26 protein-coding genes and 4 tRNA genes are annotated in these 22,442 nt (G+C 63.1%); 5 read left to right on the forward strand and 25 right to left on the reverse strand.

All coding sequences use genetic code 11. The features are described 5' to 3' along the window. Positions 1-2 precede the first annotated feature (2 nt). The 16 genes from RhoBH5_RS25865 to RhoBH5_RS25940 form a co-directional block, all read right to left on the reverse strand. Positions 3-797, reverse strand: a complete 795-nt coding sequence (locus RhoBH5_RS25865; RefSeq protein WP_003942038.1) for an MlaE family ABC transporter permease — start codon at positions 795-797, stop codon at positions 3-5. A gap of 9 nt (positions 798-806) precedes the next feature. Next, on the reverse strand, positions 807-1,928 hold the full coding sequence (locus RhoBH5_RS25870; protein WP_007728450.1) for an ABC transporter ATP-binding protein: 1,122 nt from the start codon (positions 1,926-1,928) through the stop codon (positions 807-809). Between the two features lie 259 nt (positions 1,929-2,187). Continuing rightward, the gene (rplL, locus tag RhoBH5_RS25875) at positions 2,188-2,574 is read right to left on the reverse strand and encodes a 50S ribosomal protein L7/L12 (RefSeq protein ID WP_003941857.1); all 387 of its coding nucleotides are present in this window, start codon (positions 2,572-2,574) and stop codon (positions 2,188-2,190) included. Positions 2,575-2,652: 78 nt separating this feature from the next. Beyond that, the gene (rplJ, locus tag RhoBH5_RS25880; RefSeq protein WP_003942074.1) at positions 2,653-3,237 is read right to left on the reverse strand and encodes a 50S ribosomal protein L10; all 585 of its coding nucleotides are present in this window, start codon (positions 3,235-3,237) and stop codon (positions 2,653-2,655) included. 419 nt (positions 3,238-3,656) lie between these two features. Further along, a complete protein-coding gene (locus RhoBH5_RS25885; protein ID WP_270008950.1) occupies positions 3,657-4,349 on the reverse strand; it encodes a hypothetical protein in 693 nt (230 codons plus the stop codon). A gap of 151 nt (positions 4,350-4,500) precedes the next feature. Beyond that, positions 4,501-5,220: a 50S ribosomal protein L1 gene (gene rplA / locus RhoBH5_RS25890; RefSeq protein ID WP_003941982.1), complete on the reverse strand. Its 720-nt coding sequence runs from the start codon at positions 5,218-5,220 to the stop codon at positions 4,501-4,503. A 109-nt stretch (positions 5,221-5,329) separates the two neighbouring features. Then, positions 5,330-5,764, reverse strand: a complete 435-nt coding sequence (gene rplK / locus RhoBH5_RS25895; protein ID WP_003941896.1) for a 50S ribosomal protein L11 — start codon at positions 5,762-5,764, stop codon at positions 5,330-5,332. Between the two features lie 66 nt (positions 5,765-5,830). Then, the gene (gene nusG / locus RhoBH5_RS25900) at positions 5,831-6,667 is read right to left on the reverse strand and encodes a transcription termination/antitermination protein NusG (RefSeq protein WP_003942049.1); all 837 of its coding nucleotides are present in this window, start codon (positions 6,665-6,667) and stop codon (positions 5,831-5,833) included. Positions 6,668-6,751: 84 nt separating this feature from the next. Continuing rightward, positions 6,752-7,255 carry a preprotein translocase subunit SecE gene (gene secE, locus RhoBH5_RS25905; RefSeq protein ID WP_064113968.1) on the reverse strand — a complete coding sequence of 168 codons (504 nt, stop codon included), beginning with the start codon at positions 7,253-7,255 and terminating at the stop codon, positions 6,752-6,754. 31 nt (positions 7,256-7,286) lie between these two features. Then, a tRNA-Trp gene (locus tag RhoBH5_RS25910) sits at positions 7,287-7,359 on the reverse strand. Positions 7,360-7,532: 173 nt separating this feature from the next. Next, positions 7,533-7,958 (reverse strand): (3R)-hydroxyacyl-ACP dehydratase subunit HadB, encoded by a 426-nt coding sequence (hadB, locus tag RhoBH5_RS25915; protein WP_003941909.1) that lies wholly within the window; start codon positions 7,956-7,958, stop codon positions 7,533-7,535. Continuing rightward, the gene (hadA, locus tag RhoBH5_RS25920; protein WP_019744315.1) at positions 7,945-8,499 is read right to left on the reverse strand and encodes a (3R)-hydroxyacyl-ACP dehydratase subunit HadA; all 555 of its coding nucleotides are present in this window, start codon (positions 8,497-8,499) and stop codon (positions 7,945-7,947) included. The genes hadB and hadA overlap by 14 nt, the downstream gene beginning before the upstream one ends. Positions 8,500-8,585: 86 nt before the next feature. Continuing rightward, positions 8,586-8,753, reverse strand: coding sequence for a 50S ribosomal protein L33 (gene rpmG, locus RhoBH5_RS25925; RefSeq protein ID WP_003941903.1), 168 nt, complete (start codon positions 8,751-8,753; stop codon positions 8,586-8,588). Between the two features lie 61 nt (positions 8,754-8,814). After that, positions 8,815-8,887 (reverse strand) — tRNA-Met (locus tag RhoBH5_RS25930). A gap of 45 nt (positions 8,888-8,932) precedes the next feature. Beyond that, positions 8,933-9,005 (reverse strand) — tRNA-Thr (locus RhoBH5_RS25935). Between the two features lie 329 nt (positions 9,006-9,334). Beyond that, positions 9,335-9,417: transfer RNA gene (locus RhoBH5_RS25940), tRNA-Tyr, on the reverse strand. 224 nt (positions 9,418-9,641) lie between these two features. On the opposite strand from RhoBH5_RS25940, the gene RhoBH5_RS25945 reads away from it, so the two are divergent. Further along, positions 9,642-10,133 carry a YajQ family cyclic di-GMP-binding protein gene (locus tag RhoBH5_RS25945; protein WP_003941854.1) on the forward strand — a complete coding sequence of 164 codons (492 nt, stop codon included), beginning with the start codon at positions 9,642-9,644 and terminating at the stop codon, positions 10,131-10,133. A gap of 71 nt (positions 10,134-10,204) precedes the next feature. Here RhoBH5_RS25945 and htpX read toward each other — a convergent pair whose 3' ends face one another. Further along, positions 10,205-11,068 carry a zinc metalloprotease HtpX gene (gene htpX, locus RhoBH5_RS25950; RefSeq protein WP_007728460.1) on the reverse strand — a complete coding sequence of 288 codons (864 nt, stop codon included), beginning with the start codon at positions 11,066-11,068 and terminating at the stop codon, positions 10,205-10,207. A 153-nt stretch (positions 11,069-11,221) separates the two neighbouring features. Further along, a complete protein-coding gene (locus RhoBH5_RS25955) occupies positions 11,222-12,271 on the reverse strand; it encodes a polyprenyl synthetase family protein (protein ID WP_037129929.1) in 1,050 nt (349 codons plus the stop codon). Positions 12,272-12,375: 104 nt separating this feature from the next. Here RhoBH5_RS25955 and RhoBH5_RS25960 point away from each other — a divergent pair, with 104 nt between their 5' ends. Then, positions 12,376-13,638 carry a geranylgeranyl reductase family protein gene (locus RhoBH5_RS25960; protein ID WP_371684349.1) on the forward strand — a complete coding sequence of 421 codons (1,263 nt, stop codon included), beginning with the start codon at positions 12,376-12,378 and terminating at the stop codon, positions 13,636-13,638. A gap of 55 nt (positions 13,639-13,693) precedes the next feature. Here RhoBH5_RS25960 and RhoBH5_RS25965 read toward each other — a convergent pair whose 3' ends face one another. From RhoBH5_RS25965 to menD, 4 genes are all read right to left on the reverse strand, one after another. Then, entirely contained in the window at positions 13,694-14,392 is a 699-nt protein-coding gene (locus RhoBH5_RS25965; RefSeq protein ID WP_003941879.1) for a demethylmenaquinone methyltransferase, read from the reverse strand. 37 nt (positions 14,393-14,429) lie between these two features. Continuing rightward, positions 14,430-15,575 (reverse strand): glycosyltransferase family 4 protein, encoded by a 1,146-nt coding sequence (locus tag RhoBH5_RS25970; RefSeq protein ID WP_202975891.1) that lies wholly within the window; start codon positions 15,573-15,575, stop codon positions 14,430-14,432. 68 nt (positions 15,576-15,643) lie between these two features. Continuing rightward, entirely contained in the window at positions 15,644-16,087 is a 444-nt protein-coding gene (locus RhoBH5_RS25975; protein WP_042453078.1) for a DUF3592 domain-containing protein, read from the reverse strand. Further along, positions 16,084-17,697 (reverse strand): 2-succinyl-5-enolpyruvyl-6-hydroxy-3-cyclohexene-1-carboxylic-acid synthase, encoded by a 1,614-nt coding sequence (gene menD / locus RhoBH5_RS25980; RefSeq protein WP_058038142.1) that lies wholly within the window; start codon positions 17,695-17,697, stop codon positions 16,084-16,086. Before menD ends, RhoBH5_RS25975 begins: the two co-directional genes overlap by 4 nt. Positions 17,698-17,765: 68 nt before the next feature. Between menD and RhoBH5_RS25985 the strand changes: the two genes are divergently transcribed. Next, positions 17,766-18,368 carry a flavin reductase family protein gene (locus RhoBH5_RS25985; RefSeq protein ID WP_039972961.1) on the forward strand — a complete coding sequence of 201 codons (603 nt, stop codon included), beginning with the start codon at positions 17,766-17,768 and terminating at the stop codon, positions 18,366-18,368. A gap of 58 nt (positions 18,369-18,426) precedes the next feature. After that, the gene (locus RhoBH5_RS25990; protein ID WP_042453072.1) at positions 18,427-19,254 is read left to right on the forward strand and encodes a siderophore-interacting protein; all 828 of its coding nucleotides are present in this window, start codon (positions 18,427-18,429) and stop codon (positions 19,252-19,254) included. A 66-nt stretch (positions 19,255-19,320) separates the two neighbouring features. Here RhoBH5_RS25990 and RhoBH5_RS25995 read toward each other — a convergent pair whose 3' ends face one another. Genes RhoBH5_RS25995 through RhoBH5_RS26005 form a run of 3 tightly spaced genes read right to left on the reverse strand, consistent with a single transcriptional unit; the run spans position 19,321 to position 21,457 of the window. After that, on the reverse strand, positions 19,321-19,767 hold the full coding sequence (locus tag RhoBH5_RS25995) for a DUF6918 family protein (RefSeq protein WP_003941973.1): 447 nt from the start codon (positions 19,765-19,767) through the stop codon (positions 19,321-19,323). 48 nt (positions 19,768-19,815) lie between these two features. After that, positions 19,816-20,811 carry an o-succinylbenzoate synthase gene (locus tag RhoBH5_RS26000; protein ID WP_270008951.1) on the reverse strand — a complete coding sequence of 332 codons (996 nt, stop codon included), beginning with the start codon at positions 20,809-20,811 and terminating at the stop codon, positions 19,816-19,818. A gap of 1 nt (position 20,812) precedes the next feature. Beyond that, positions 20,813-21,457 carry a PaaI family thioesterase gene (locus RhoBH5_RS26005; RefSeq protein WP_270008952.1) on the reverse strand — a complete coding sequence of 215 codons (645 nt, stop codon included), beginning with the start codon at positions 21,455-21,457 and terminating at the stop codon, positions 20,813-20,815. Between the two features lie 83 nt (positions 21,458-21,540). Between RhoBH5_RS26005 and RhoBH5_RS26010 the strand changes: the two genes are divergently transcribed. Beyond that, positions 21,541-22,434 (forward strand): 1,4-dihydroxy-2-naphthoyl-CoA synthase, encoded by an 894-nt coding sequence (locus RhoBH5_RS26010; RefSeq protein WP_024487301.1) that lies wholly within the window; start codon positions 21,541-21,543, stop codon positions 22,432-22,434. Positions 22,435-22,442: the final 8 nt, after the last annotated feature.

Raw genomic sequence — 22,442 nt, forward strand, 5'->3', positions numbered from 1 at the left:
GGTCAAGATCCCTTCGCCGGCACGATCTGGAGGTACACCATCGTCAGAATCAGATTGGCGAAGAACAACAGCAGGAACGTGATGACGACGGCCTGGTTCACCGCCTCACCGACGCCCTTCGGGCCACCGGACGGGTGGAGTCCCTTGTACGCGGAGATCACACCAGCGATGACACCGAACACCGCGGCTTTGATCTCACCGCTCCAAATGTCCGGTAGCTGCGCAAAAGCTGAGAATGACGAGATGTAGGCACCGGGGTTACCGCCCTGCAGGATCACGTTGAAGAAGTAACCACCCGCGATACCGACAACGGACACCAGTCCGTTGAGCAGAACAGCGATCAGCACCATCGCGAGTACGCGCGGAACCACCAGGCGCTGAATCGGATTGATTCCGAGGACTTCCATCGCGTCGATCTCTTCACGGATGGTTCGAGAACCGAGATCGGCCGTCACGGCCGATCCGGCCGCACCGGCGACCAGCAACGCTGTCACCAGGGGGCTACCCTGCTGGATCACCGCCAGGACGCTGGCAGCGCCGGTGAACGATTCTGCACCCAACTGCTTGATCAGCGAACCGGTCTGCAGTGAGACGACGGCGCCGAAAGGGATGGCTACCAATGCCGTCGGCAAAATTGTCACGCTGGCGATGAACCAGGCCTGCTCGATGAACTCACGGAACTGAAATGGACGCCGGAACGTATTCCTGACGACGTCGACAAACAGTTCGACGATGTTTCCGGCCTGAGTTAATGCTCCGTTGACCGGACTCAGAACCGAGTTGCGGGTAACCCCCATCCGATATGCCTACCCTTGCCCGTGTGTCGTGTTTCCGTAGGGATCGCCCTCGTATGCAGGAATGACCTGCGTGTCTTGCGAGTTGTCGTTCCACTCCCCCTGATAGCCGCTCGCTTCGGCGTACTGGGGATCGTACTGCCCAGTTCCGTCAACCTCGTCGAGGCTGTCCTGAATCGCCGCCTGTGCGTTAGCTGGGAGGGTGTGCATGATCTGACGGACGCGCTCCTGGCGACGACGAACAGCCTGACGCTCCGGGTTTCCGGGGGTGGCCTTCATCTGCGGCACGATGCCCTCGACGTCGTCGACACCACCGGCGTGGTGACCGGCGTCGACGAGCGCCTGCTCGTGCGCCATCTGAGCCTCGTCCTTCTCCTCCGACATACCGATCGGACCGATCATCGTTCCGTTGAGGAACTGCTTGACGACGGGCTCGTCCGAGGTGAGCAGCACCTCACGAGGACCGAACATCACCAACTGACGACGGAAGAGCATGCCGATGTTGTCCGGCACCGTGCGTGCGAGGTTGATGTTGTGCGAGACGATCAGAATCGTCGCGTCCGACTGGGCGTTGATGTCGATCAGCGTTTGGCTGATGTACGTCGTACGCACCGGATCCAGACCGGAGTCGGGCTCGTCGACGAGGATGATCTCGGGATCGAGAACGAGTGCACGCGCCAGACCGGCACGCTTGCGCATACCGCCGGAGATCTCACCGGGAAGCTTGTCCTCGGCGCCGACCAGACCTGTGAGGTCCAACTTCTCCATCACGATCTTGCGGATATCGGATTCCGACTTCTTGGTGTGCTCACGAAGCGGGAAGGCAATGTTGTCGTACAAGTTCATCGAGCCGAACAGTGCGCCGTCCTGGAAGAGAACGCCGAACAGCTTGCGGATCTCGTAGAGCTCCTTGGAGGAGCACTGCAGGATGTCCGTGCCGTCGATGACGATGGAGCCTTGTTCAGGGCGGAGCAGTCCGATCAGGGACTTCAGGAACACCGACTTACCGGTACCCGAAGGCCCGAGCAGTGCGCTGACCTCACCCGCGGGAAGTGTCAACGACACGTCCTGCCAAATCCTCTGCGACCCGAAAGACTTTGTCAGTCCTTGTACCGCTACCTCGACTCCCACCATTACCTCCGCGACGTCCGTTGCATGCATGCACCCGTGTGGGTTGGGTCACTCTATCGCATGGGAGTGGTACCCGTGACTGCGAATACTACTAACGAGTAGGGAAGAAGCATAATTCAGATCACAGCCTAGTTCGGACACCCCTCCCACCTGCATGAATTCCGGCATATCACCCGCGAAAAAAGTTCAAAAAAAGAGGGCCACTCCCCGTGGGGAGTGGCCCTCTTCGTTACTACTCGCGAAGAGCAGCGGGAAAACCGTCTTACTTGATGACGATCTTTGCGCCGGCAGCTTCGAGCTTTTCCTTGGCAGCCTCTGCGGCGTCCTTGGCAACCTTCTCGAGGATGGCCTTCGGAGCGCTCTCGACGAGGTCCTTGGCTTCCTTCAGGCCGAGGCCGGAAACGACCTCACGGACGACCTTGATGACCTGGATCTTCTTGTCGCCAGCCGACTCGAGGACGACGTCGAACTCGTCCTGCTCTTCAGCAGCTTCTGCGCCGGCAGCCGGTGCGCCTGCAGCGGCGACGGCGACGGGAGCAGCAGCGGTGACCTCGAAGGTCTCCTCGAATGCCTTAACGAACTCCGAGAGCTCGAGGAGGGTGAGCTCCTTGAACTGGTCCAACAACTCTTCGGTGCTGAGCTTCGCCATTGTGGCGGTCCTTCCTGTAAGTCCCATGTCGCTGATCCGCGACCGGGCGGGGTTATAGCAGTGATGCGCGGGTGCGGATCAGCTTTCGGCTTCGGCCTCGGCCGGAGCCTCGGTGGCAGCCTCTGCGGGGGCCTCTGCGGCTCCGCCTTCTGCAGCCTTCTTCTCCTGCAGGGCAGCGGCCAGACGGGCCATCTGCGAAGCGGGAGCATTGAACAGGCCTGCGGCCTTTGCCAAGTTGCCCTTCATCGCGCCGGCAAGCTTTGCCAACAGGATTTCGCGGGATTCGAGATCCGCGATCTTGTTGACCTCTTCCACGGACAGCGCAGCGCCGTCCATGTAGCCGCCCTTGATGATGAGCGCCTTGTTGTCCTTAGCGAAGTTCTTCAGAGCCTTCGCAGCGTCGACCGGTTCGCCCTTGATGAATGCAATGGCGGTCGGACCAACGAACAGGTCATCAAGGCCCTCGATGCCAGCCTCTGCGGCGGCACGCTTGACCAGGGTGTTCTTGGCGACGGAGTAGGTGGCACCTTCTCCGAGAGCGCGTCGCAGTGTCGTGATGTTGCCAACCGAAAGGCCACGGTATTCCGTGACCACAGCGGCGGTCGAACCCTTGAACTGCTCGGTGATTTCCGCAACTGCGGAAACCTTCTCAGGCTTTGCCATACTTCGCCTCCTCTCGTGACAGTCGTTGTCCCACTCAGGAACCGCTGCACCTCATCGGGGTGAACCCGAGAAGACACAGTCCGCGACATGCAAAACGCCCCGGCGCAAGCGCACGGGGCGTACAGAGGAAACATGAAGAAGAGGCTTACGAATCAGCGTAACGATGCAAAGCGAGGCAGTGCATAACCAGGCAAACTGTAGAACCACTACATCAAGCTATCCCCCTACCTCGTTCACCTACGTGGGCCGCCGGGCACTCCCGGACTTTCAACCACACCCATCACTGAGTGCAATCACCAACGGTCTTGGGTAGAACATGATTTTGGGGTGAAGTTCATATCCAGCACTGAACTCCGCCTCGAAGACTACCTGACTGCTCGCTGCACAACCAAATCGAGTTCGTCACGCACCCGATTCCTTCAAGCACCGATAGCCCTGGCGATCTTGTGTTCGATTGCTGCCCGAGCTCGGTCCGGCAACACCAGCAATCCATCGAGTTCCTTGTGGGCCTTCCGGTACGCACTCTGACGTTCCTGTGGCGTCGCGCCCTCGTCCATGGCCAGTCGCAGCAGACGTTGCGCCCTTACCAGGCGTTCTTGTTCGTCGAGGGTGAATCCGCTCCGTCGGCGGCGCTTCGCCTCAGCTTCCGCGATTTCGAAGGCGATCGAGTAAGCGTGCACCGCCTCGCGGTACTCGGTTTGTGCCTGCTGGTTGCCGATCATCGTCTCCGGATTGCCTGGGCGAAGCAGATCGGCACGATATTTGGCTCGATGAAAATCGGCGGTCAAAGGCTCGCGCATGTCCGTCATCATCGGGGTGTCGAGCAGTGTGACCGGATCGAGCTCGTACGAGAACCATCGGGTGTCGACCGCATCGTGCTGCTCGATTGCCTTGGCCAGCTCTCGGCGCTGTGTTTCTTCGTCGGCGTGATGTTGTGCGTTGGCTTGCGCGATGGCGACCTTGGTCTGCTGCTTGAGCCGGAAGCGCTCTTGCCGGCGCTCGATCCGCCTTTCGTTGGCAACCGCGACACCTTTCAGCGCCCCACCGATGGTGCCGCCGAAAACGAAGATCAGCCACCAAAAGTTTCCGAGGAACTGGAACGCTTCGTGCATACCCCGATGATGCCACCGTTAGATCGATACCACCGATGGACCGATACCACCGATGGACCGATACCACCGGCGGGGATCACCCTCTCCCGAAACGGCAAGAAGGCCGGCAGGGAGTGATCCCTGCCGGCCTTCTTGTTCGTATGCGGACTGCTTACGCGTCTGCAGCATCCTCGAGGAGGTTGCGAGTACGGTTCGGATCCACCGGGATGCCCGGACCGGTGGTGGTCGAGACCGTGATCTTCTTCACGTAGCGGCCCTTGGCCGACGAGGGCTTCGCACGCAGGATCTCGTCCAGGGCTGCGCCGTAGTTCTCCACCAGCTTCTCATCGTCGAACGATGCCTTGCCGATGACGAAGTGCAGGTTGGCCTGCTTGTCGACGCGGAAGTTGATCTTTCCGCCCTTGATGTCGTTGACAGCCTTGGTGACATCCGCCGTGACGGTGCCCGTCTTCGGGTTCGGCATCAGGCCACGCGGTCCGAGGACACGGGCGATGCGGCCGACCTTGGCCATCTGATCAGGAGTCGCGATTGCGGCGTCGAAATCGACCCATCCACCCTGGATGCGCTCGATCAGGTCTTCTGCACCGACTACGTCAGCGCCTGCAGCCTCGGCTTCTGCTGCCTTCTCGCCAACAGCGAACACGATGACGCGAGCGGTCTTACCGGTGCCGTGGGGCAGGTTGACCGTTCCGCGGACCATCTGGTCAGCCTTACGGGGGTCGACGCCCAGACGAACTGCAACCTCAACGGTTGCATCCATCTTGGTGGACGACGTCTCCTTGGCGAGCTTTGCAGCCTGAAGCGGGCTGTAGAGCTTGTCTGCGTCGATCTTCTCAGCGGCGGCGAGGTACGCCTTGCTGCGCTTTGCCATTTGTTCTGTCCTTACTTGTCACTGCAGCGAATTACCTGTGCAGTGGTGAATGGTTCAGTTGTGGTCGGGGCCTGGCCGGCCCTCCCACGTAATGCTGTGGAGCGGACTATCAGCCCTGGACCGTGATGCCCATGGAACGAGCGGTGCCGGCGATGATCTTCGCGGCCTGCTCGATGTCATTGGCATTGAGGTCTTCAGCCTTGGTCTTCGCGATTTCGCGCACCTGATCCATGGTCACCGAGGCAACCTTGGTCTTGTGCGGTTCGCCGGAGCCCTTGGCGACGCCGGCTGCCTTGAGGAGCAGCTTGGCGGCGGGAGGGGTCTTCAGCTTGAAATCGAAGGTCCGGTCTTCGTAGACCGAGATCTCGACCGGCACAACGTTGCCGCGCTGGGACTCAGTCGCCGCGTTGTAGGCCTTGCAGAACTCCATGATGTTCACGCCGTGCTGACCGAGCGCGGGACCCACGGGAGGTGCAGGGTTAGCCTGACCTGCCTGGATCTGCAGCTTGATGAGCCCGGCGAGCTTCTTCTTCTTTGGGGGCATCTCTAGTTCCTAGTTTCTAGCTTGGGTGTGTGTCTTGCGTCGAACAAATTGCAAGTTTTGGGGTGGTCAGATCTTCGCGACCTGGTTGAAGTTGAGCTCAACCGGGGTTTCACGACCGAAGATCGACACGAGAACCTTGAGCTTCTGCTGCTCGCCGTTGACCTCGCTGATGCTGGCCGGAAGGGTTGCGAACGGGCCGTCCATGACGGTGACCGACTCGCCGACCTCGAAGTCGACCTCGATGAGGGGCTTGCCGAAGGACTCGGACGGTGCCTCGCCTGCTGCGACGGCGGCCGCTGCAGCCTGCTGCTTCTTCTGCTCCTGCTGCGGGAGCAGGAACTTGACGACCTCGTTGAGGGTCAGCGGCGAGGGACGCGACGTGGCACCGACAAAACCGGTGACACCAGGCGTGTTGCGCACGGCGCCCCACGACTCGTCGTTGAGCTCCATGCGAACGAGGATGTATCCGGGCAGAACCTTGCGGTTGACCTGCTTGCGCTGGCCGTTCTTGATCTCGGTGACCTCTTCGGTGGGAACTTCCACCTGGAAGATGTAGTCGCCGACATCGAGGTTCTGAACGCGAGTCTCGAGGTTGGTCTTGACCTTGTTCTCGTAACCGGCGTACGAGTGGATGACGTACCAGTCACCCGGGGCGCGGCGCAGCGCAGCCTTGAGTTCGGCAACGGGATCCTCGACCTCGAGCTCGGCGGCGGGAGCGGCCTCGTCGGAGTTCTCGGCATCGTCGGAGATGACGTCCTCGGTCGCTGCAGCGTCTGCATCAGTGCCTTCGGCAACGTCTGCATCGGTGCCTTCGGCAACCACGACGTCTACTTCGGCTGCCGCCTCGGCAGAAACACGCTCTTCGGCCAAAGCCTCATTCGTGTCGTTCTCGGGGGTGCTCACTGGGGCACTCGCTTCCTCTCGTTACTCGGACCCGGGTCGGGTCTTGTCGCGCTCGCAGGCAAAGACGCCCGACTGCTACGGCGATCAGCCGAACAGCCAGGTGACACCCTTGATCACAGCGATATCGACGCCGCTGATGAAAGCGACCATGAAGACCACGAACGTCAGCACGACGCTGGTGTAGGTGATCATCTGCTTGCGGTTCGGCCAGATGACCTTACGGAGTTCTGCGATGACCTCGCGGAAGAATTTGCGCAGGCGCTTGAAGATGTTGTCCTTCTTCGCCTTGGGCTTCTTGCCGGGGTTCGTTGCAGTCGGCTTGGCCGAAGATGTCCGGGATGCCGTCCGGGCCGGAGTCTTCACGGTGGACGCGCTGACCGAGGCGCCGCGTGCAGCGCGCTTGCCGGTCGGCTTGTTGGAAACCCCACTGGATGCGGAGGGAGCCTTTTCGGCACCGTCCTTGTCCAACGAAAGATCGGAACGCGTAGTCGCGTCAGCTGCAGTGTCGTCGACACCGGTCGAATCGGCAGACAGTGAAGTCTCCGCATCCGAAGTGTCGGCGTCGCGCTTGGCGCGCTCCTCGCTCACGTCGTTCCTCTCAGTCGCTGGCATCCGGGGGCAGGGGCGACAGGACTTGAACCTGCAACCTGCGGTTTTGGAGACCGCTGCTCTGCCAGTTGAGCTACGCCCCTTTGGTTGACCTCGACAGGTAGACCCTGCCTGAATCAACCGTTCTGCGATCACACAACATACGCGCTACCCGAGGTGAATGTCTTGCAACATTCAGGGCAGCGCGCAGCGCTGAGGAATCCCAGAAATCTCAGTGTACTTCAAAGCCCCGGAACAAACACAATCCGCCCTGCGATCAGGCTAGACGGACCGTGGCAGTGGCACGACCGAAGATTTTCTTACCTTCGGACTTGGCCACAATTGCCAGTACTGCGGTCTTGCTTTCTTCGTCGATCGACTTCACCTTGGCGGTGAACTCGATCTCGGCAGCCTTGTCGGCTGCCACGATCACCGGGCTCGTGAACCGTACGTTGTACTCGGTCACTGCGCCCGGATCTCCCAGCCATTCGGTGACGTAGCCGGCACCGATGCCCATGGAGAGCATGCCGTGCGCGACGACGTCCGGCAAGCCGGCAAGTCGTGCGACCTCGTCACTGAAGTGAATCGGATTGGGATCTCCCGAAACACCCGCGTAGTTGGCGAGGTTTCCACGCGTCAGGGTGACGGACTTCTCGGGGAGAAGTTCGCCGACACTCACGTCGGAAAATTTACGAAGCGACATGCATCATCACGTCCTTGACTGCGTGGGCGATGTTCTCGTCCACTTCCCCACCCGTTCGAGCAACAAGCGTCGTCCACGTGGTGACGACGGCTTCGTCGTTCTGATCGGTGATGATGTTCTTGGTCACGATGATGTCGCTACCTGCGGCCTGCCTGAACGAATCCAGGAAGACGTCGCAGAAGAGTCGGTCACCGACCTGCATGGGCTTGTGCAGCACCAAGCGCTGATCGGTCTGAAGAATCTGACTCAGGTCGTAGCCTGTGACGATCTCTTCGAACAGACGTCGCTGAGCAATGGCACCCACGATGGCGACGAACGTGATGGGAGCGATCAGGCCGTCGTATCCGAGGCCCTTGGCTGCCGACTCGTCGTAGTGCGCGGGATGGGCGTCCTGGACGGCGCGAGCGAACTCGCGTACCTTCTCGCGTCCGACCTCGTAGAAGTCTTCGACACGATAGTGGTGACCGACCATCTGGACGGCATGAGCGGCCGGGTCCGTAGGGACCTCGGCCGCTGCCTGGTTCTCTTGCAAATCTGTCACGCGGTGAGACTCTCTTCTAGCTAGGACCCGAAGACGCAGGCCCAGAGAGGGTCTTCCGCGAAAATCGTCGTCCTGTTAAGGACTTACTACTTCGACTCGCGATGCGACTGGTGGGTTCCGCAGTTGGGGCAGAACTTCTTGAGCTCCAGGCGATCGGGGTCGTTGCGCCGATTCTTCTTGGTGATGTAGTTGCGGTGCTTGCATACCTCGCAGGCCAAGGTGATCTTGGGCCGAACGTCGGTCGAGGAGGCCACGGGATGCCTTCTTTCGGGTGTATCTGATTACGAGCAATCAGGGTGGATCATGCATATTGTGTAGCGGTGACCGGACTTGAACCGGCGACGCAACGATTATGAGTCGTTTGCTCTACCAACTGAGCTACACCGCCTCGGTGTCGAGTGTCGCGCGGAAAGCACGGCACCACAATCCAGCGAGCCCCCTAACGGAATCGAACCGTTGACCTTTTCCTTACCATGGAAACGCTCTACCGACTGAGCTAAGGGGGCGTGGCTCAGGAGCGCGTTGCCGCTCTCTTGAAGCCTCCGAAAGATTACACACGAACGAGCGCCAGCACCAAATCCGCTGGTCATCGGGGCAAAAATGGTGCCGGAGCCCATTGTTGCACCGATCGAGGCCGCTGGCGAGGGCTTTGCGGGAACCAACTTGACCCCGCACTCCCCCTGAAACCATCCCCCGGGGCCCATCCCGAGGCCCCTGAGCCTCCGACACCCCTGAGCCGAAGCCGGCGCCTGCGTCGCCAACGCGCGCTCGACCTCGGTACACGCACAAAAAAGCAGCCCCGACTCTCGCGAAGAGAATCGGGGCTGACTTGGTGTGGCAGATGTAGGATTCGAACCTACGTAGGCATAAGCCGACGGATTTACAGTCCGCTCCCATTGGCCGCTCGGGCAATCTGCCGTGCTTGCACCAGGCTTCGATCCGGCGCATTCGCAAGTATATCGCGACGTGCGGCGGCCGAAAACGGCTTCCTCGGTGCGGTGAGAAGAATACAACGAACACACCCCCATTTTGCAAACCGGGTGGTAACGGGCGGTGCCGACCCGATAACGTCGAGGTGTCCACCGGTATGGAAGGTGGGCGGAACTCGATGTTCGTGAACTACCGGAAAGCGGGAGTGTGAAGTGGCTGATTCGTCCTTCGACGTGGTGAGCAAGGTTGACCGTCAAGAGGTGGACAACGCCCTGCATCAGGCTGCCAAGGAGTTGACCACGCGTTTCGACTTCCGAAACACGGGAGCGTCGATCGAGTGGTCTGGTGAAGAGACGATCACGTTGAACGCCGACACCGAGGAGCGACTGCTGGCCGCCCTCGACGTGTTCAAGGAGAAGTTGATCCGTCGCGACATCTCGCTGAAGGCATTCGATGCCGGCGAGCCGGCGCAGTCCGGAAAGATCTACAAGCTGTCCGGAACCTTGGTCCAGGGCATCAGCAGCGAGAACGCGAAGAAGATCACCAAGAAGATTCGCGACGAGGGCCCCAAGGGCGTCAAGGCGCAGATCCAGGGTGAGGAACTTCGTGTGAGCAGCAAGAAGCGCGACGACCTCCAGGGCGTCATCTCCCTGCTCAAGGGTGAGGACTTCGGGATCGCCCTGCAGTTCGTGAACTACCGGTAGTAGGGGCTGCGCCCCTGTGCGCCTTTTTGGTAGTTCCGACGACCAGAAAGGCTCACAGGGGCCGAAGGCCCCTACATCCCCGCCATCTTCTCCAAACGCTCGATCCGGTCCGCCATGGGCGGATGCGTCGAGAACAGCTTGCTGACCTTGTCCCCCGCTCTGAAGGGGTTGGCGATCATCAGGTGGGACTGCGCCGCGAGCTTGGGCTCAGGCGGCAACGGCGCGGCTGCGACGCCCGACTCGAGCTTGCGCAGCGCCGACGCCAACGCCAGCGGGTCACCGGTGAGCTCGGCTCCCGATTGATCCGCCTGGTACTCGCGAGAGCGCGAGACGGCCAGCTTGACCACGGTTGCCGCGATCGGTCCCAGTAGGGAGACGAGCAGCAGCGCGATCGGATTGCTTCCCTGCCCGTTCCCTCGGCCGCCGAAGATGCTCGCGTACATCGCGAAGTTGGCCAGGCCAGAGATGACGCTGGCCATCGCGCCGGCCACGGACGAGATCAAAATGTCCCGGTTGTAGACGTGGGAGAGTTCGTGCCCGAGCACGGCACGCAGTTCGCGTTCGTTCAGGATCTGCATGATGCCGCTGGTCACGCACACCGCGGCGTGCCGAGGGCTACGACCGGTGGCAAACGCGTTCGGGGCGTTCGTGGGGCTGACGTACAGCCTGGGCATCGGTTGGTGCGCCGTCGTGGCGAGTTCGCGCACGATCCGGTAGATCGCCGGTGCCTCGACCTCGGTGATGGGCTGGGCGCGCATCGATCGAAGCGCCAGCTTGTCGCTGTTGAAGTACACGTAGGCATTCATGCCGACGGCAAACAGAACGGATCCCCACAGAAGGAACGGGCTGTTGAACAGCGAGCCGATGAAGACGATCAGCGCCGACATCCCCACCAACAAGCCGAATGTCTTCGCACCGTTCGCGTAGCCGTGCAAACCGCTCACCTCTTGCCTCGCTGGAGCCGAAGGCTCACCCGAACTCCCCGGTGTATGCACCGGTTCTGTTAAGTCAACGAAGGACAGGGTCATCAGGGTTCCCACCCAGTGACTGTCGGGGTTTCCACCCGGTAGCCCCGATTCGCCGAGGTGTCAGCCGACTCGTTCGATCGTGTAATCGACGAGACGCACGAGCGCTTCGTTGGCCGGTCCCTGCGGGAGCTCAGCCAACTGAGCTTTCGCCGCGACGGCATACTCGCCCAGCTTTGCCTTCGCCTTGACCATGCCCGGCGAACGCTCGAGCAGTTCGAGGGCCTCTTCTACCAGGGCATCTTCGGTAACCGGGCCCGCGAGCAGCTCCCGCAGGCGATCTGCGTCGGCCCCTTCTTCGCGGAACGCGTACAGGACGGGCAGGGTGTGGACACCCTCGCGCAGGTCGGTGCCGGGCGTCTTGCCGGACTGCGCCGATACGGACGAGATGTCGATGATGTCGTCGGAGATCTGGAACGCGGTGCCGACGGCATCACCCAGGCGCTCGAGGCGCTCGATGTGAGCTGCGTCGGCGCCGGAGAAGGTGCCGCCGAAGCGTCCCGAAGCAGCGATCAGCGAACCGGTCTTCTCCCACACGACCTTGAGGTAGTGCTCGACCGGATCCTGCTCCTTCTTGACACCGATCGTCTCGCGCATCTGGCCGGTGACCAGTTCGGCGAATGTTTCGGCGATGATCCGAACGGCCTCGGGTCCGAGCGTCGACACCAGTCGTGATGCGTGCGCGAACAGATAGTCGCCGGCCAGGATCGCGACGCTGTTTCCCCAGCGGGCGTTGGCGCTGGGTGCTCCGCGCCGCATGGACGCCTCGTCCATGACGTCGTCGTGATAGAGCGTCGCCAGGTGAACGAGTTCGGTGACAGTCGCTGCGGTGATGATCGACGGATCGTTCGGCACCGGTCCGAGTTGCGCGGTCAGGATCGTGAACAACGGACGGAAGCGCTTTCCACCAGCTCGCGCGAGATGCAGCGCGGCCTCGGTGAGGAAGTCTTCTCCGTCGGACAGCTCGCTGACCAACAACTCCTCGACATCGGAGAGTCCACCACGCACTACTGCGGCGAGCTGTTCGTCGCCCAGGTCGATGCCTGCAACGACGGTGCTCGATGCGGTTGCGTCGGCAGCAGTCTTTTCGGTGCTCACGATGTCAGTACCCATTCCTGTCGTCAGTGACGGCTCGGTTCCCACGGTAGTGAACCTAGCGGTTCGCACTCGGGACGGCCTCGCCACGGTGGCGATCGCGAGCCTGGGAAGATGTGAGTGTGTCCGTAGAAGAGCAGTCCCCCGTCGTCGATTCGCTTCCGAACGAAACCGACATTGTGGTCATCGGCGCAGGTCCCGCGGGTTCTTCGGCCGCGGCGTGGGCCGCCCGCAGCGGCCGAGACGTCGTGCTGGTGGACGCTGCCGTCTTCCCGCGAGACAAGACTTGTGGTGATGGACTCACTCCGCGCGCCGTGGCCGAACTGGATCTCCTCGGCCTCGGCGAGTGGGTTCGGTCACACACGACGAACAAGGGACTACGGTTGTCCGGCTTCGGACAAGAACTCGAACTCGAGTGGCCGGGGACGTCGTTCCCGCCGATCGGCAGTGCGATCCCCCGGACCGAACTCGACGACGCCATTCGCCGGTGCGCCGTCGAATCGGGCGCGGTCATGGTCGAGGGCACCAAGGCCGTCGACGTCGAACTCGACGGTGATCGAGTAGCCGCCGTCGTACTCGCCGGCCCCTCGGGACGCAGCACTCTTCGTTGCCGGACGCTGATCATCGCCGACGGCGTTCGCTCGACGCTCGGCAAGAAGCTGGGACGGCAGTGGCACCGGGACACCGCGTACGGCGTCGCGGCACGCGCGTATGTCGCGACGCCGCGCAGCGCCGACCCGTGGATCACCTCGCATCTGGAACTGCGGGACGCGGAGGGCACGTTGCAGGCGGGGTACGGCTGGATCTTCCCGCTCGGTACCGGCGAGGTGAACATCGGCGTCGGGACACTGGCGACGTCCAAGCGCCCGGCACCAGGTGCCTTGCGACCCTTGCTGGACCTCTACACCGATCAGCGCCGAAGCGAGTGGCAGTGGAGCAGCGAAATACATTCCGTCGCTTCGGCTTTGCTACCCATGGGTGGAGCCGTTTCCAACATCGCCGGACGCAACTGGGCCGTGATCGGCGACGCCGCAGCGTGTGTGAACCCGCTCAACGGTGAGGGCATCGACTACGGCCTCGAAGGCGGACGTCTGGTGGTCGAACAGCTCGGCGCCGACGATCTGACGGAGCTGTGGCCGACCGTGCTTCGGGAGCACTACGGGCAGGCGTTCTCGGTCGCGCGCCGGCTCGCAGGCCTGCTGACGGTTCCGCAGTTCCTGCCCGCGTCGGGTCCGATCGCGATGCGCTCACGGGCACTGATGACGGTCGCCGTTCGGGTGATGGGGAACCTCGTCACCGACGCCGACGCCGATCTGACGGCGAAGGCATGGCGTGCGTCGGGGGCCGCGTCGAGAAAGATCGACTCCCGACCGTTGTTCGGTTGAGCAAGTGCTGTGCGCCTTTATTAACCGCCGGGGGTTGATAAAGGCGCACAGCAGTTCAGGCAGTGGCGTAATGCAGCGCCACGATGCCGCCGGTGAGGTTGCGCCACTTGACGTTCTTCCACCCGGCAGCCTCGATCTTGCGGGCCAACTCTTCCTGGGTCGGCCAGGCGCGGATCGATTCGGCGAGGTAGACGTAGGCGTCGGGGTTGCTGCTGACGGTGCGTGCGACCTGCGGGAGCGCCTTCATGAGGTATTCCATGTAGACCGTGCGGAAGGGCCCGAAGACGGGCGTCGAGAACTCGCTGACGACGAGACGTCCGCCAGGCTTGGTGACGCGGGCGATCTCGCGCAGTCCGGCTTCGAAGTCGGAGACGTTGCGCAGACCGAAGGAAATCGTCGCGGCGTCGAACACGTTGTCGGCATAGGGCAGGTACATCGCGTCACCTGCGACCATCGGAACTTTGCGCGAGATTCCGGCCTTGAGCATGCCCTTGGAGAAGTCGGTGGCGACGCACCAGGCACCGGAGCGCCCCAGTTCGACGGTCGAGACTCCGGTTCCGGCGGCGAGGTCGAGTACCTTCTCGCCCGGCTTGAGGTCGAGGGCTTCGCGGGTGGCCTTGCGCCAACCCTTGTCCTGGCCGAAGGACAGCACGGTGTTGGTGAGGTCGTATCGCTCCGCGACGTCGTCGAACATCGACGCGACTTCGTGCGGTTGCTTCTCGAGAGTTGCTCGGGTTCCGTGTGTAGTGGCCACACCCGAAACGCTACCAACCCTCGAGCAGGGAGGGCGTTCAGGCTGCTCTGGCACCCGTTCGCCGCCCGAGGCCCTGCACGTCCTCGTAGTGACGGAGCAACTCTTCGCAGATTGCCGGCCAGGTCCGGTGCAGCACCGAGCGCCTCGCCGCGGAGCCGAACTGCACCCGCAGATCACGCTGACGAAGTGCGTCCACGGCGCTTGGCAGGAGTTCGGTGAACCTGTCCGTCGGCAGGAGGTAGCCGTTGCGGCAATGCGAGATCAGGTCACGCGGTCCGCCGGCGTCCGGTCCGACGACAGGCACACCACTCGCGAGGGCTTCCTGAACCGCCTGGCAGAAGGTCTCGTGCTCGCCGGGGTGAACGAATACGTCCAGGCTCGCATAGGCGTCGGCCAGCGCGGTACCGCCCAGTTGTCCGGTGAAGATCGCGTCCGGCATCAGTCGTCGTAGGTTCTCGCGATCCGGGCCGTCTCCGACGATCACGATCTGCACGCTGGGATCGGCCGTCAGCACGGCCAGTCGCTCGACGTGCTTTTCGGGCGCGAGGCGACCGACGAAGCCGACCACCAACCGGTCGCTGTCACCGATCCAGGACCGCCGCAACACCGAGCTACGACGCGAAGGCGCGAATCGTTGCGCGTCGACGCCGCGGGCCCATCGGTGCACGCGCGGAATGCCGTGCTCTTCGAGGGCGTCGACTGCCGACGTGGAGGGCGCGAGTGTCCTGTTGCAGCTCTTGTGGATTCGACGGGTCCACGCCCATGCGGCGCGGCTGGTGACGCCGAGCCCGTAGCTTTCGGCAAATCCGGCGACGTCGGTCTGGTAGACCGCGACGGTGGGGATTCCGAGGCGTTTGGCGACGGCCACTCCTCCGGCGCCGAGCAGGAACGGTGACGCCAGATGGACGACGTCGGGCGCGAAGGTCCGCACGGCCGTGGTCAATCGTGGTTGCGGCAGGCCGACGGGAAGTGAACTGACTTTGGGCACCATGACGGCTGGCACCCGAACCACCTGAACGCCTTCGTGTTCGGTGGCGGCAGAGGTGTCGGATCCGACAGTGTCCGGCGCAATGACCATGGCGTCGTGGCCAGTGCGATCGAGGTGTTCGAGCACGCGTAGTACCGAGTTGGTGACGCCGTTCATGTTGGGCAGGAATGACTCCGCAACGATGGCTACTCTCACACCGAGAACGGTGACAGGGCCAGGAAAAGTCCACGTCATGTTCGTGTGAAGTTCGGGCGAAGCGCGAACTAACTCGAGGCGACCGGCGCCGAACTTGCCGCCTGCGCTTCCCGCTTGCGCAGGTACCAGATCGACGGTCCAGCCAGGAGCCACGTCACGACGATCACCGATCCGGCCGGGATCAGTGCCACCGTCGCGTTACGTCCTGCTACCCGAACCAAATCGGGCTCGGTCTTGTAGTACTCCACCTCGATGCGCTGTCCCACAGTCAGATTGGTGGGGTAGAGAACGCCGAGTTCAGGGTTGTGATTCGCGCCGTCCGGTGTCACGAAGCTGATCGCCGAACGTAGCGAGCCCGCCGAGAGCACCTCGGCGGTTGCGGTCCCCATGTTCGATTCGATGGTCCGATCGTTGCGCCAGGCACCGAGAACCAGAATCACCGCGAGCACGGAAATGCCGACCGCAACCACCAGCACACCGATGCGGAGGCGACGCAGAACTGTTTGCGTCACAGCTGTGCCCGCACGGAAGCGTGGAGTTCGCGCAGCCCACTGCGATCCGTCGCGACCTCGAGCACACGAATGCCGTTGGCCGGTTGCGCCAGCGTCGTTGCCAGGGCGTCGACGGTGACCGCTGCGTGCGGCACGCGGTAGGCCGCACAGAGCGCGGCCAGGTCCATGCCGTGCGGAGTTCCGAAGACTCGCTCGAAGACTCCGGCGTACTGCGGGTCGCCTTGTTCGAGGAGCTCGAAGATACCGCCGCCGTCGTCGTTGGCGACGACGATGGTGAGGTCGCTCGGCCTCGGCTCACCGGTCCCGATCAGCAGCCCGGAAGCGTCGTGCAGGAAGGTCAGGTCGCCCATGAGAGCGACGGTCCGGCCACCGTCGTACGCCAACGCAGCACCGACCGCCGCCGAGACGGTGCCGTCGATACCTGCGACGCCACGATTCGACAGCACCCGCACGGCGGGCTTGGGGTAGCTCACGAGTGCCGCGTCGCGAACAGGGTTGGATGCGCCGAGCAGAAGCTGGTCGCCGTCCGCGAGAGCATCCATCACAGCAGCGGCCACGTGCAGGCCGGTGGCCTTGGGGTGGGCGTCGAGTTGCTTGCGGACGGCAGTTTCGGCGTGTTCGGTCAGCGCGGCGCATCGAGCGATCCAGGCGGGATCGGGAGTCCCGGTGACCACTGCTCTGGTTCCGGTGGCGAGTACGTTGCCGGATACGTCCGGCCAGCGCGGCCCGGTAGTCAGCGCGTAGACGTCGACGCCCGGGTCGGCCAGCACCTTCGAGACCTGACGATGCAACGTCGGGCGGCCGGTGATGATCGCCTGCTTGGGCTTGAGTTGCGATAGCGCGAGTGGATGCAGTGCGATCCCGTGCATCGGAGCCGTCGGCTCGGCCACGGTCGGCAGGCCGGCCAGCTCAGGCCGAAGTGCGCTGCCGTGTCCGGAAATGACCACCGTATCTGCGGTGAGATCCAGATCGACGGGAACGTCGAGCGTCGCATTCTGGGTGGTGGTCCAGGCCGCACCGCCGGGACGGCCCTCCGGGACCGGTCCCTGCACGTGCACGTCCGGCACCAGCGGCTCACGAAGTGGAATGTCGAAATGCACCGGACCCGCATTTCCGGATCGGGTTCCGCGGGCAGCGGCGAGGACCCGGCATACCGCCGAGCGCCACTGGCTGTTCTGCGTCGAATCGTCCTCCGCCAGGCCCAGGCTGATGGTTGCGCGGACTTGACTGCCGAAGAGCCCGAGTTGCTCGACGGTCTGGTTGGCGCCGGTGCCGAGCATCTCGTACGGCCGGTTGGCGCTCAGGACCACCAGCGGCACTCGCGCGTAGTTGGCCTCGAGGACAGCGGGTCCGAGATTCGCGACGGCGGTCCCGGAAGTCATCACGATGGGGACCGGTCGTTTCCCGGCGATTGCCAGTCCGAGTGCCAGAAAGCCTGCTGTCCGCTCGTCGATCCGCATGTGCAGACGCAACCGGCCGTCGAGATCGGCGGCCTGGAGGGCAAATGCGAGGGGCGCGTTGCGAGAGCCTGGACACAGCACGACTTCACGCACGCCACCACGAACCAGTTCGTCGACGACGGCTGTGGCTTGTGCAGTGGACGGATTCACGCCTTCAAGAGTGTCAGATGTTCGGGCGCAAGCATGCCCAGGGGCGGGGACAGCGGCATTATGTGTGGGTGCGCACACTCTTCGATCCAGCCGAGCTCGAACCCCGCCGGTTCTATCAGTTACTCACCGCTTCGGTGGTCCCCCGGCCGATTGCCTGGGTGTCCACCCTGTCGGCGGACGGCGTCGGCAATCTGGCTCCGTACAGCTTTTTCACCGTGGCAAGTTCGGCGCCGCCGATCGTGCAGTTCACGTCGGTCGGACGCAAGGACAGTCTGCGCAACATCGAAGCGACCGGCGAATTCGTGATCAACCTGGCGACTGCCAGGCTTGCCGACGTGGTGAACCAGAGTTCCGCCTTCTACGACGCCGAGGCCGACGAGTTTCTCGAGTTGAACATCCGTAGCGAGCCGAGCGAGCGGGTTCGCCCCGTCCGGGTCGCCGACTCCCCGATCGCCATCGAATGCACGCTCCACCAGGTCATCGAGGTCGGCAATTCATTTGTCGTGATGGGAAATGTGGTGGCGGTCGCAGTACGTCCCGAGGCTGTCGCCGACGACGGCCTGCCGGACTTCGCGGCAATCGCACCGATGAGCCGACTTGGCCGAGCGCAGTGGGGTCTTCCTCCCGAAGTCGTCGAAAAGGACAGACCCACCACTCCACAGCGACCGTAAATCAGGTTAGGGTTACCTGATTAGGTACGAGTAACAGATAATCAGGGAGCAACCAGTCATGGCCAAGCGCGCCAAGTTCGTGAAACCGGCCTCACGCAGCATCGTGTCGGCGCAGGTCGTGGCGAACAAACGAATCAGCCCCAGCTTCATCCGGGTGACCATTGCCGGCGAAGAGCTGTCCACCATCGCTCCGATGGGTGCCGATCAGTGGTTCCGCATGTTCATCCCGCAGGTCGGCCAGAGTGAACTCCGGTTGCCGAGCGCGGCCAGCAATCTCTGGTATGCGCAGTACCTGTTGATGTCCAAGGACACGCGACCCGTCGTGCGCAACTACACGATTCGCGCCTACCGTGCTGCCGGATCCGGTCTCTTCGGCGAGACCACGGAGATCGACATCGACTTCGCTTATCACGGCGACATCGGCCCGGCATCCGCGTGGGCGGACACCGCGTCGGCCGGCGACGAGGTCGCCCTCTTGGACGAAGGCTGCATCTACAACCCCACACCCGAGGCCAAGTGGCAACTGCTCGTCGGCGACGAGAGTGCACTTCCCGCGATCATCGGCATTCTGGAATCCGCGCCCGCAGACCTGCGTGCCGAGGTCTTCGTCGAGATTCCGAACATCGAAGACAAGCAAGACATTCCGGAGTTGGCGAACGTCAACGTGCATTGGCTCGTTCGCGAGGACGAACACGCGACGCCGGGTGTTCTGACCCTCGAGACCGTCCGCGCCGCCGAACTGCCCGAGGGGCCGTCGTACACCTTTGTCGCCGGCGAACAGGCACTCACCACCGGGCTGCGTCGGCACCTCGTGAACGACCGGAAGTTCGCCAAAACCGACATCACCTTCACCGGCTTCTGGCGTCACGGACATTCGGCTCACTGACAAACGCACCGAAAACGACGAGTGGCCCGAGAGAAACTCCCGGGCCACTAGTCGTTTTACGTTCGCTTATGCAGCGTGCTTCTGGATCACATCGCCCAGACGCGGCAGAGCTGCAGTCACATGCTTCTTCGCCGAACCGCGCAGCTTCGAGTACATCGACTTGACGACGGCCTTGTCGCTGCCCTCGATACGCTCGTCCGTCACCTCGAGGAGGGAATCGGCAACCGCGTCACCGCGGGCGCTGATGAAATCGGCGAAGCTGCCTTCACCGGAAGCCGAGAATTCCTGCCAGTACGGCTCGAGCTTTGCCACGAAAGCCGGCAGAAGCGCGGTGACGGCGTCCGGCACGATGGACGGGCTCACCTTCTTGACCGCGCCGTAGCCACCCTTGAGAGCCAGCCCTGAGGCCCCCGACTTATCCGAAACCTCTGCGTCGATCAAGGTCTGCACGTCCGCGACGACCGCGGGAACCCGTGATTCCTCGAGCAGGGTTTCGTTCAGAGCTGCAACCACTTTCGATCCCTTCATTCTTCACTGATGTTCATCAGGTCGCGCCCGAGACTATACGAAATTCGGCTGGTCCTTACTGCCGAGTATCCGATGGCAGCGCCGAGCCCGCTCCAGCCACCAGTCGCGCCGGTCCGCGGGCGCGGCCAGCGTCTCGAGCAGAACCGGATCAGGCTCGACGGCACCCACCGACAAAGCACCGTCGACAGCTGCCCCGGTGACCGCGACATCCTGGACGAACAGGCCGCCTGTACCGAGACCGCAGGCAAACGGAAGCGAAGGCAACGCTGCCGCGGCCGCCAGTCCCGCGGACATCCCCACAGCCGTGTCCAGCGCACTCGAGACCACCACCGGCACCCCGTAGTCCGCCAGCTGCGCAGACAGCGCCACCACAGCACGCATTCCGCCCAGCGGCGGCACCTTCACGACGGCGACGTCCGCTCCCCCCGCTCGTACGACGCGCAACGGGTCCTCGGCACGGCGAATGCTCTCGTCGGCAGCGATCCGCACACCGGTCCCCGCGGCGCGGACGCTGACCAGTTCCTCGACGCTTGCACACGGTTGCTCCGCGTATTCGAGTTCACCGTCATCGGTGATCGCTCGCAAGGCCGTGATCGCCTCGTCCACGCTCCACCCGCCGTTGGCGTCGACGCGCACGTTCGGGATGTGCCGACGCACCTCGTTCACCCGGGCGACGTCCTGCGCCAGCGACTGTCCCTTCTCGGCGACCTTGACCTTGGCTGTCCGGGCGCCGGGGAAGCGCTCCAGCAATTCCGGAACGGCAAACGCGTCGATCGCCGGCACGGTCGCGTTGACGGGAACTGCGTCACGAAGCGCAGGCGGCGGACCCAGCCACGCCGCTTCGATACCCGCGAGCAGCCACTGCGACGCCTCGTCGTCGTCGTACTCGACGAAGGGTGCGAATTCTCCCCACCCGGCCGGGCCGCGAACGAGCAGGGCCTCACGAGTCGTGATGCCGCGAAAGCGAACTCGCATCGGCAGCGCGAGAACCACGGCGTCCGCGATCAGATCGTCGAACGAGGGGAACATGTCAGGGCTGTCCCGGAAGCAGTTCGATCATGAGCGCCTCACCGTCGGCGAGGAGCTTGCCGTCGAGATCGGTCAGGCGCGCGCTGACAAAAGTCTTGCGACCCTCGACCCGATCCACCTGCCCCTCGATCACCAGTTGTTGATTGAGCGGAGTGATCGCGCGGTAATTGATGTGGAGGTAGCCGGTGCGGGAGATCGGACGGCCACCCGCGTGGACCGTCATCCCGAAGACGTCGTCGAACAGCAAGGGCAGGACACCGCCGTGAGCGGCGCCGTTGCCGCCCAGGTGGTAGCGGCGGAAGACGCCGGTACTGCGGACTCCTTCGGTGTCGAACTTCTCGACCATCCACGGGAGCATGAGGAGGCTGCCGCGTCCGGGCAGTTGGATGTTCGAGCCTGCGGGCGGCTTGCCTTCCGGGACCTCGTACGGAGACAACCGATCGGCAAGCTCCTCGGCTTGCGTAGCGATGTCTGCGAGTACGTCGTCGGGAACATTGGTCGAGACGGCAAGGTCCTGCAACCTGCGCATCGCTTCGACGAAGCGGCCGAAGTCCGGACCTGCGGGAGTGTGCCGGAACCGTGGAAATCCGCCCCGATTCTCACCGTCTGTGACGATCTCCGTGCCGTCTGCGGTTTGTTCGCTCATGACCTGCACGTTAGCGCGCCCGGGAACGTGTTCTACCTCAGGTATCCGTTAGACGCGCGAGCCGTGCCTCTATCGTGGCTCAGGTGACCTTCAACCCGCAGCTCTGGCGCCCTGTCCCCGGATTCGAGAACCTCACCGACATCACCTACCACCGGCATGTCAGCCAAGGCACCGTTCGCGTCGCCTTCGACCGACCGGAAGTGCGTAATGCGTTCCGCCCGCACACCGTCGACGAGTTGTACCGCGCGCTCGATCACGCCCGGATGACCTCCGACGTGGGAGCGGTGCTCCTGACCGGCAACGGACCGAGCGAGAAGGACGGCGGTTGGGCGTTCTGCTCCGGCGGAGACCAGCGCATCCGTGGTCGCAGCGGCTACCAGTACGCCGAAGGAGAAACGGCGGACACCGTCGACAAAGCACGCGCCGGGCGCCTGCACATCCTCGAGGTCCAGCGCTTGATCCGCTTCATGCCGAAGGTCGTGATCTGCCTGGTCAACGGCTGGGCTGCGGGCGGCGGCCACAGCCTGCACGTGGTGTGCGACCTGACGCTCGCCAGCCGCGAGCACGCACGGTTCAAGCAGACCGACGCCGACGTCGGAAGCTTCGACGGCGGCTACGGCAGCGCCTATCTGGCAAAGATGGTGGGCCAGAAGTTCGCTCGCGAGATCTTCTTCCTGGGTGAGACGTACACCGCCGAGGAAATGCATCAGATGGGCGCGGTCAACAAGGTTGTCGACCACGCTGAACTCGAAAACGTCGCGATCGACTGGGCCGGCAAGATCAACGGCAAGTCGCCGCAGGCACAGCGGATGCTCAAGTACGCGTTCAACCTGCAGGACGACGGGTTGGTCGGCCAGCAGCTGTTCGCCGGTGAGGCAACACGTTTGGCGTACATGACCGACGAGGCCGTCGAGGGTCGTGACTCGTTCCTCGAAAAGCGTGATCCCGACTGGTCACCATATCCCTGGTATTTCTGACACAGTAG

The sequence above is a fragment of the Rhodococcus sp. BH5 genome (assembly GCF_027583855.1).
In the GTDB taxonomy this organism is placed as follows: domain Bacteria; phylum Actinomycetota; class Actinomycetes; order Mycobacteriales; family Mycobacteriaceae; genus Rhodococcus_F; species Rhodococcus_F qingshengii.

Excerpts from the sequence above, each read along its gene's own strand:
- rplA (WP_003941982.1), bottom strand. The coding sequence starts at position 5,220 with ATGGCAAAGCGCAGCAAGGCGTACCTCGCCGCCGCTGAGAAGATCGAC.
- rplK (WP_003941896.1), bottom strand. The coding sequence starts at position 5,764 with ATGCCCCCAAAGAAGAAGAAGCTCGCCGGGCTCATCAAGCTGCAGATC.
- RhoBH5_RS25885 (WP_270008950.1), bottom strand. The coding sequence starts at position 4,349 with ATGCACGAAGCGTTCCAGTTCCTCGGAAACTTTTGGTGGCTGATCTTC.
- RhoBH5_RS26005 (WP_270008952.1), bottom strand. The coding sequence starts at position 21,457 with ATGAGCGAACAAACCGCAGACGGCACGGAGATCGTCACAGACGGTGAG.
- RhoBH5_RS25990 (WP_042453072.1), top strand. The coding sequence starts at position 18,427 with ATGGCCAAGCGCGCCAAGTTCGTGAAACCGGCCTCACGCAGCATCGTG.
- RhoBH5_RS25865 (WP_003942038.1), bottom strand. The coding sequence starts at position 797 with ATGGGGGTTACCCGCAACTCGGTTCTGAGTCCGGTCAACGGAGCATTA.
- RhoBH5_RS25955 (WP_037129929.1), bottom strand. The coding sequence starts at position 12,271 with ATGGGTACTGACATCGTGAGCACCGAAAAGACTGCTGCCGACGCAACC.
- rplL (WP_003941857.1), bottom strand. The coding sequence starts at position 2,574 with ATGGCGAAGCTCAGCACCGAAGAGTTGTTGGACCAGTTCAAGGAGCTC.
- rplJ (WP_003942074.1), bottom strand. The coding sequence starts at position 3,237 with ATGGCAAAGCCTGAGAAGGTTTCCGCAGTTGCGGAAATCACCGAGCAG.
- hadB (WP_003941909.1), bottom strand. The coding sequence starts at position 7,958 with ATGTCGCTTCGTAAATTTTCCGACGTGAGTGTCGGCGAACTTCTCCCC.
- RhoBH5_RS25870 (WP_007728450.1), bottom strand. The coding sequence starts at position 1,928 with ATGGTGGGAGTCGAGGTAGCGGTACAAGGACTGACAAAGTCTTTCGGG.
- RhoBH5_RS26000 (WP_270008951.1), bottom strand. The coding sequence starts at position 20,811 with ATGTTCCCCTCGTTCGACGATCTGATCGCGGACGCCGTGGTTCTCGCG.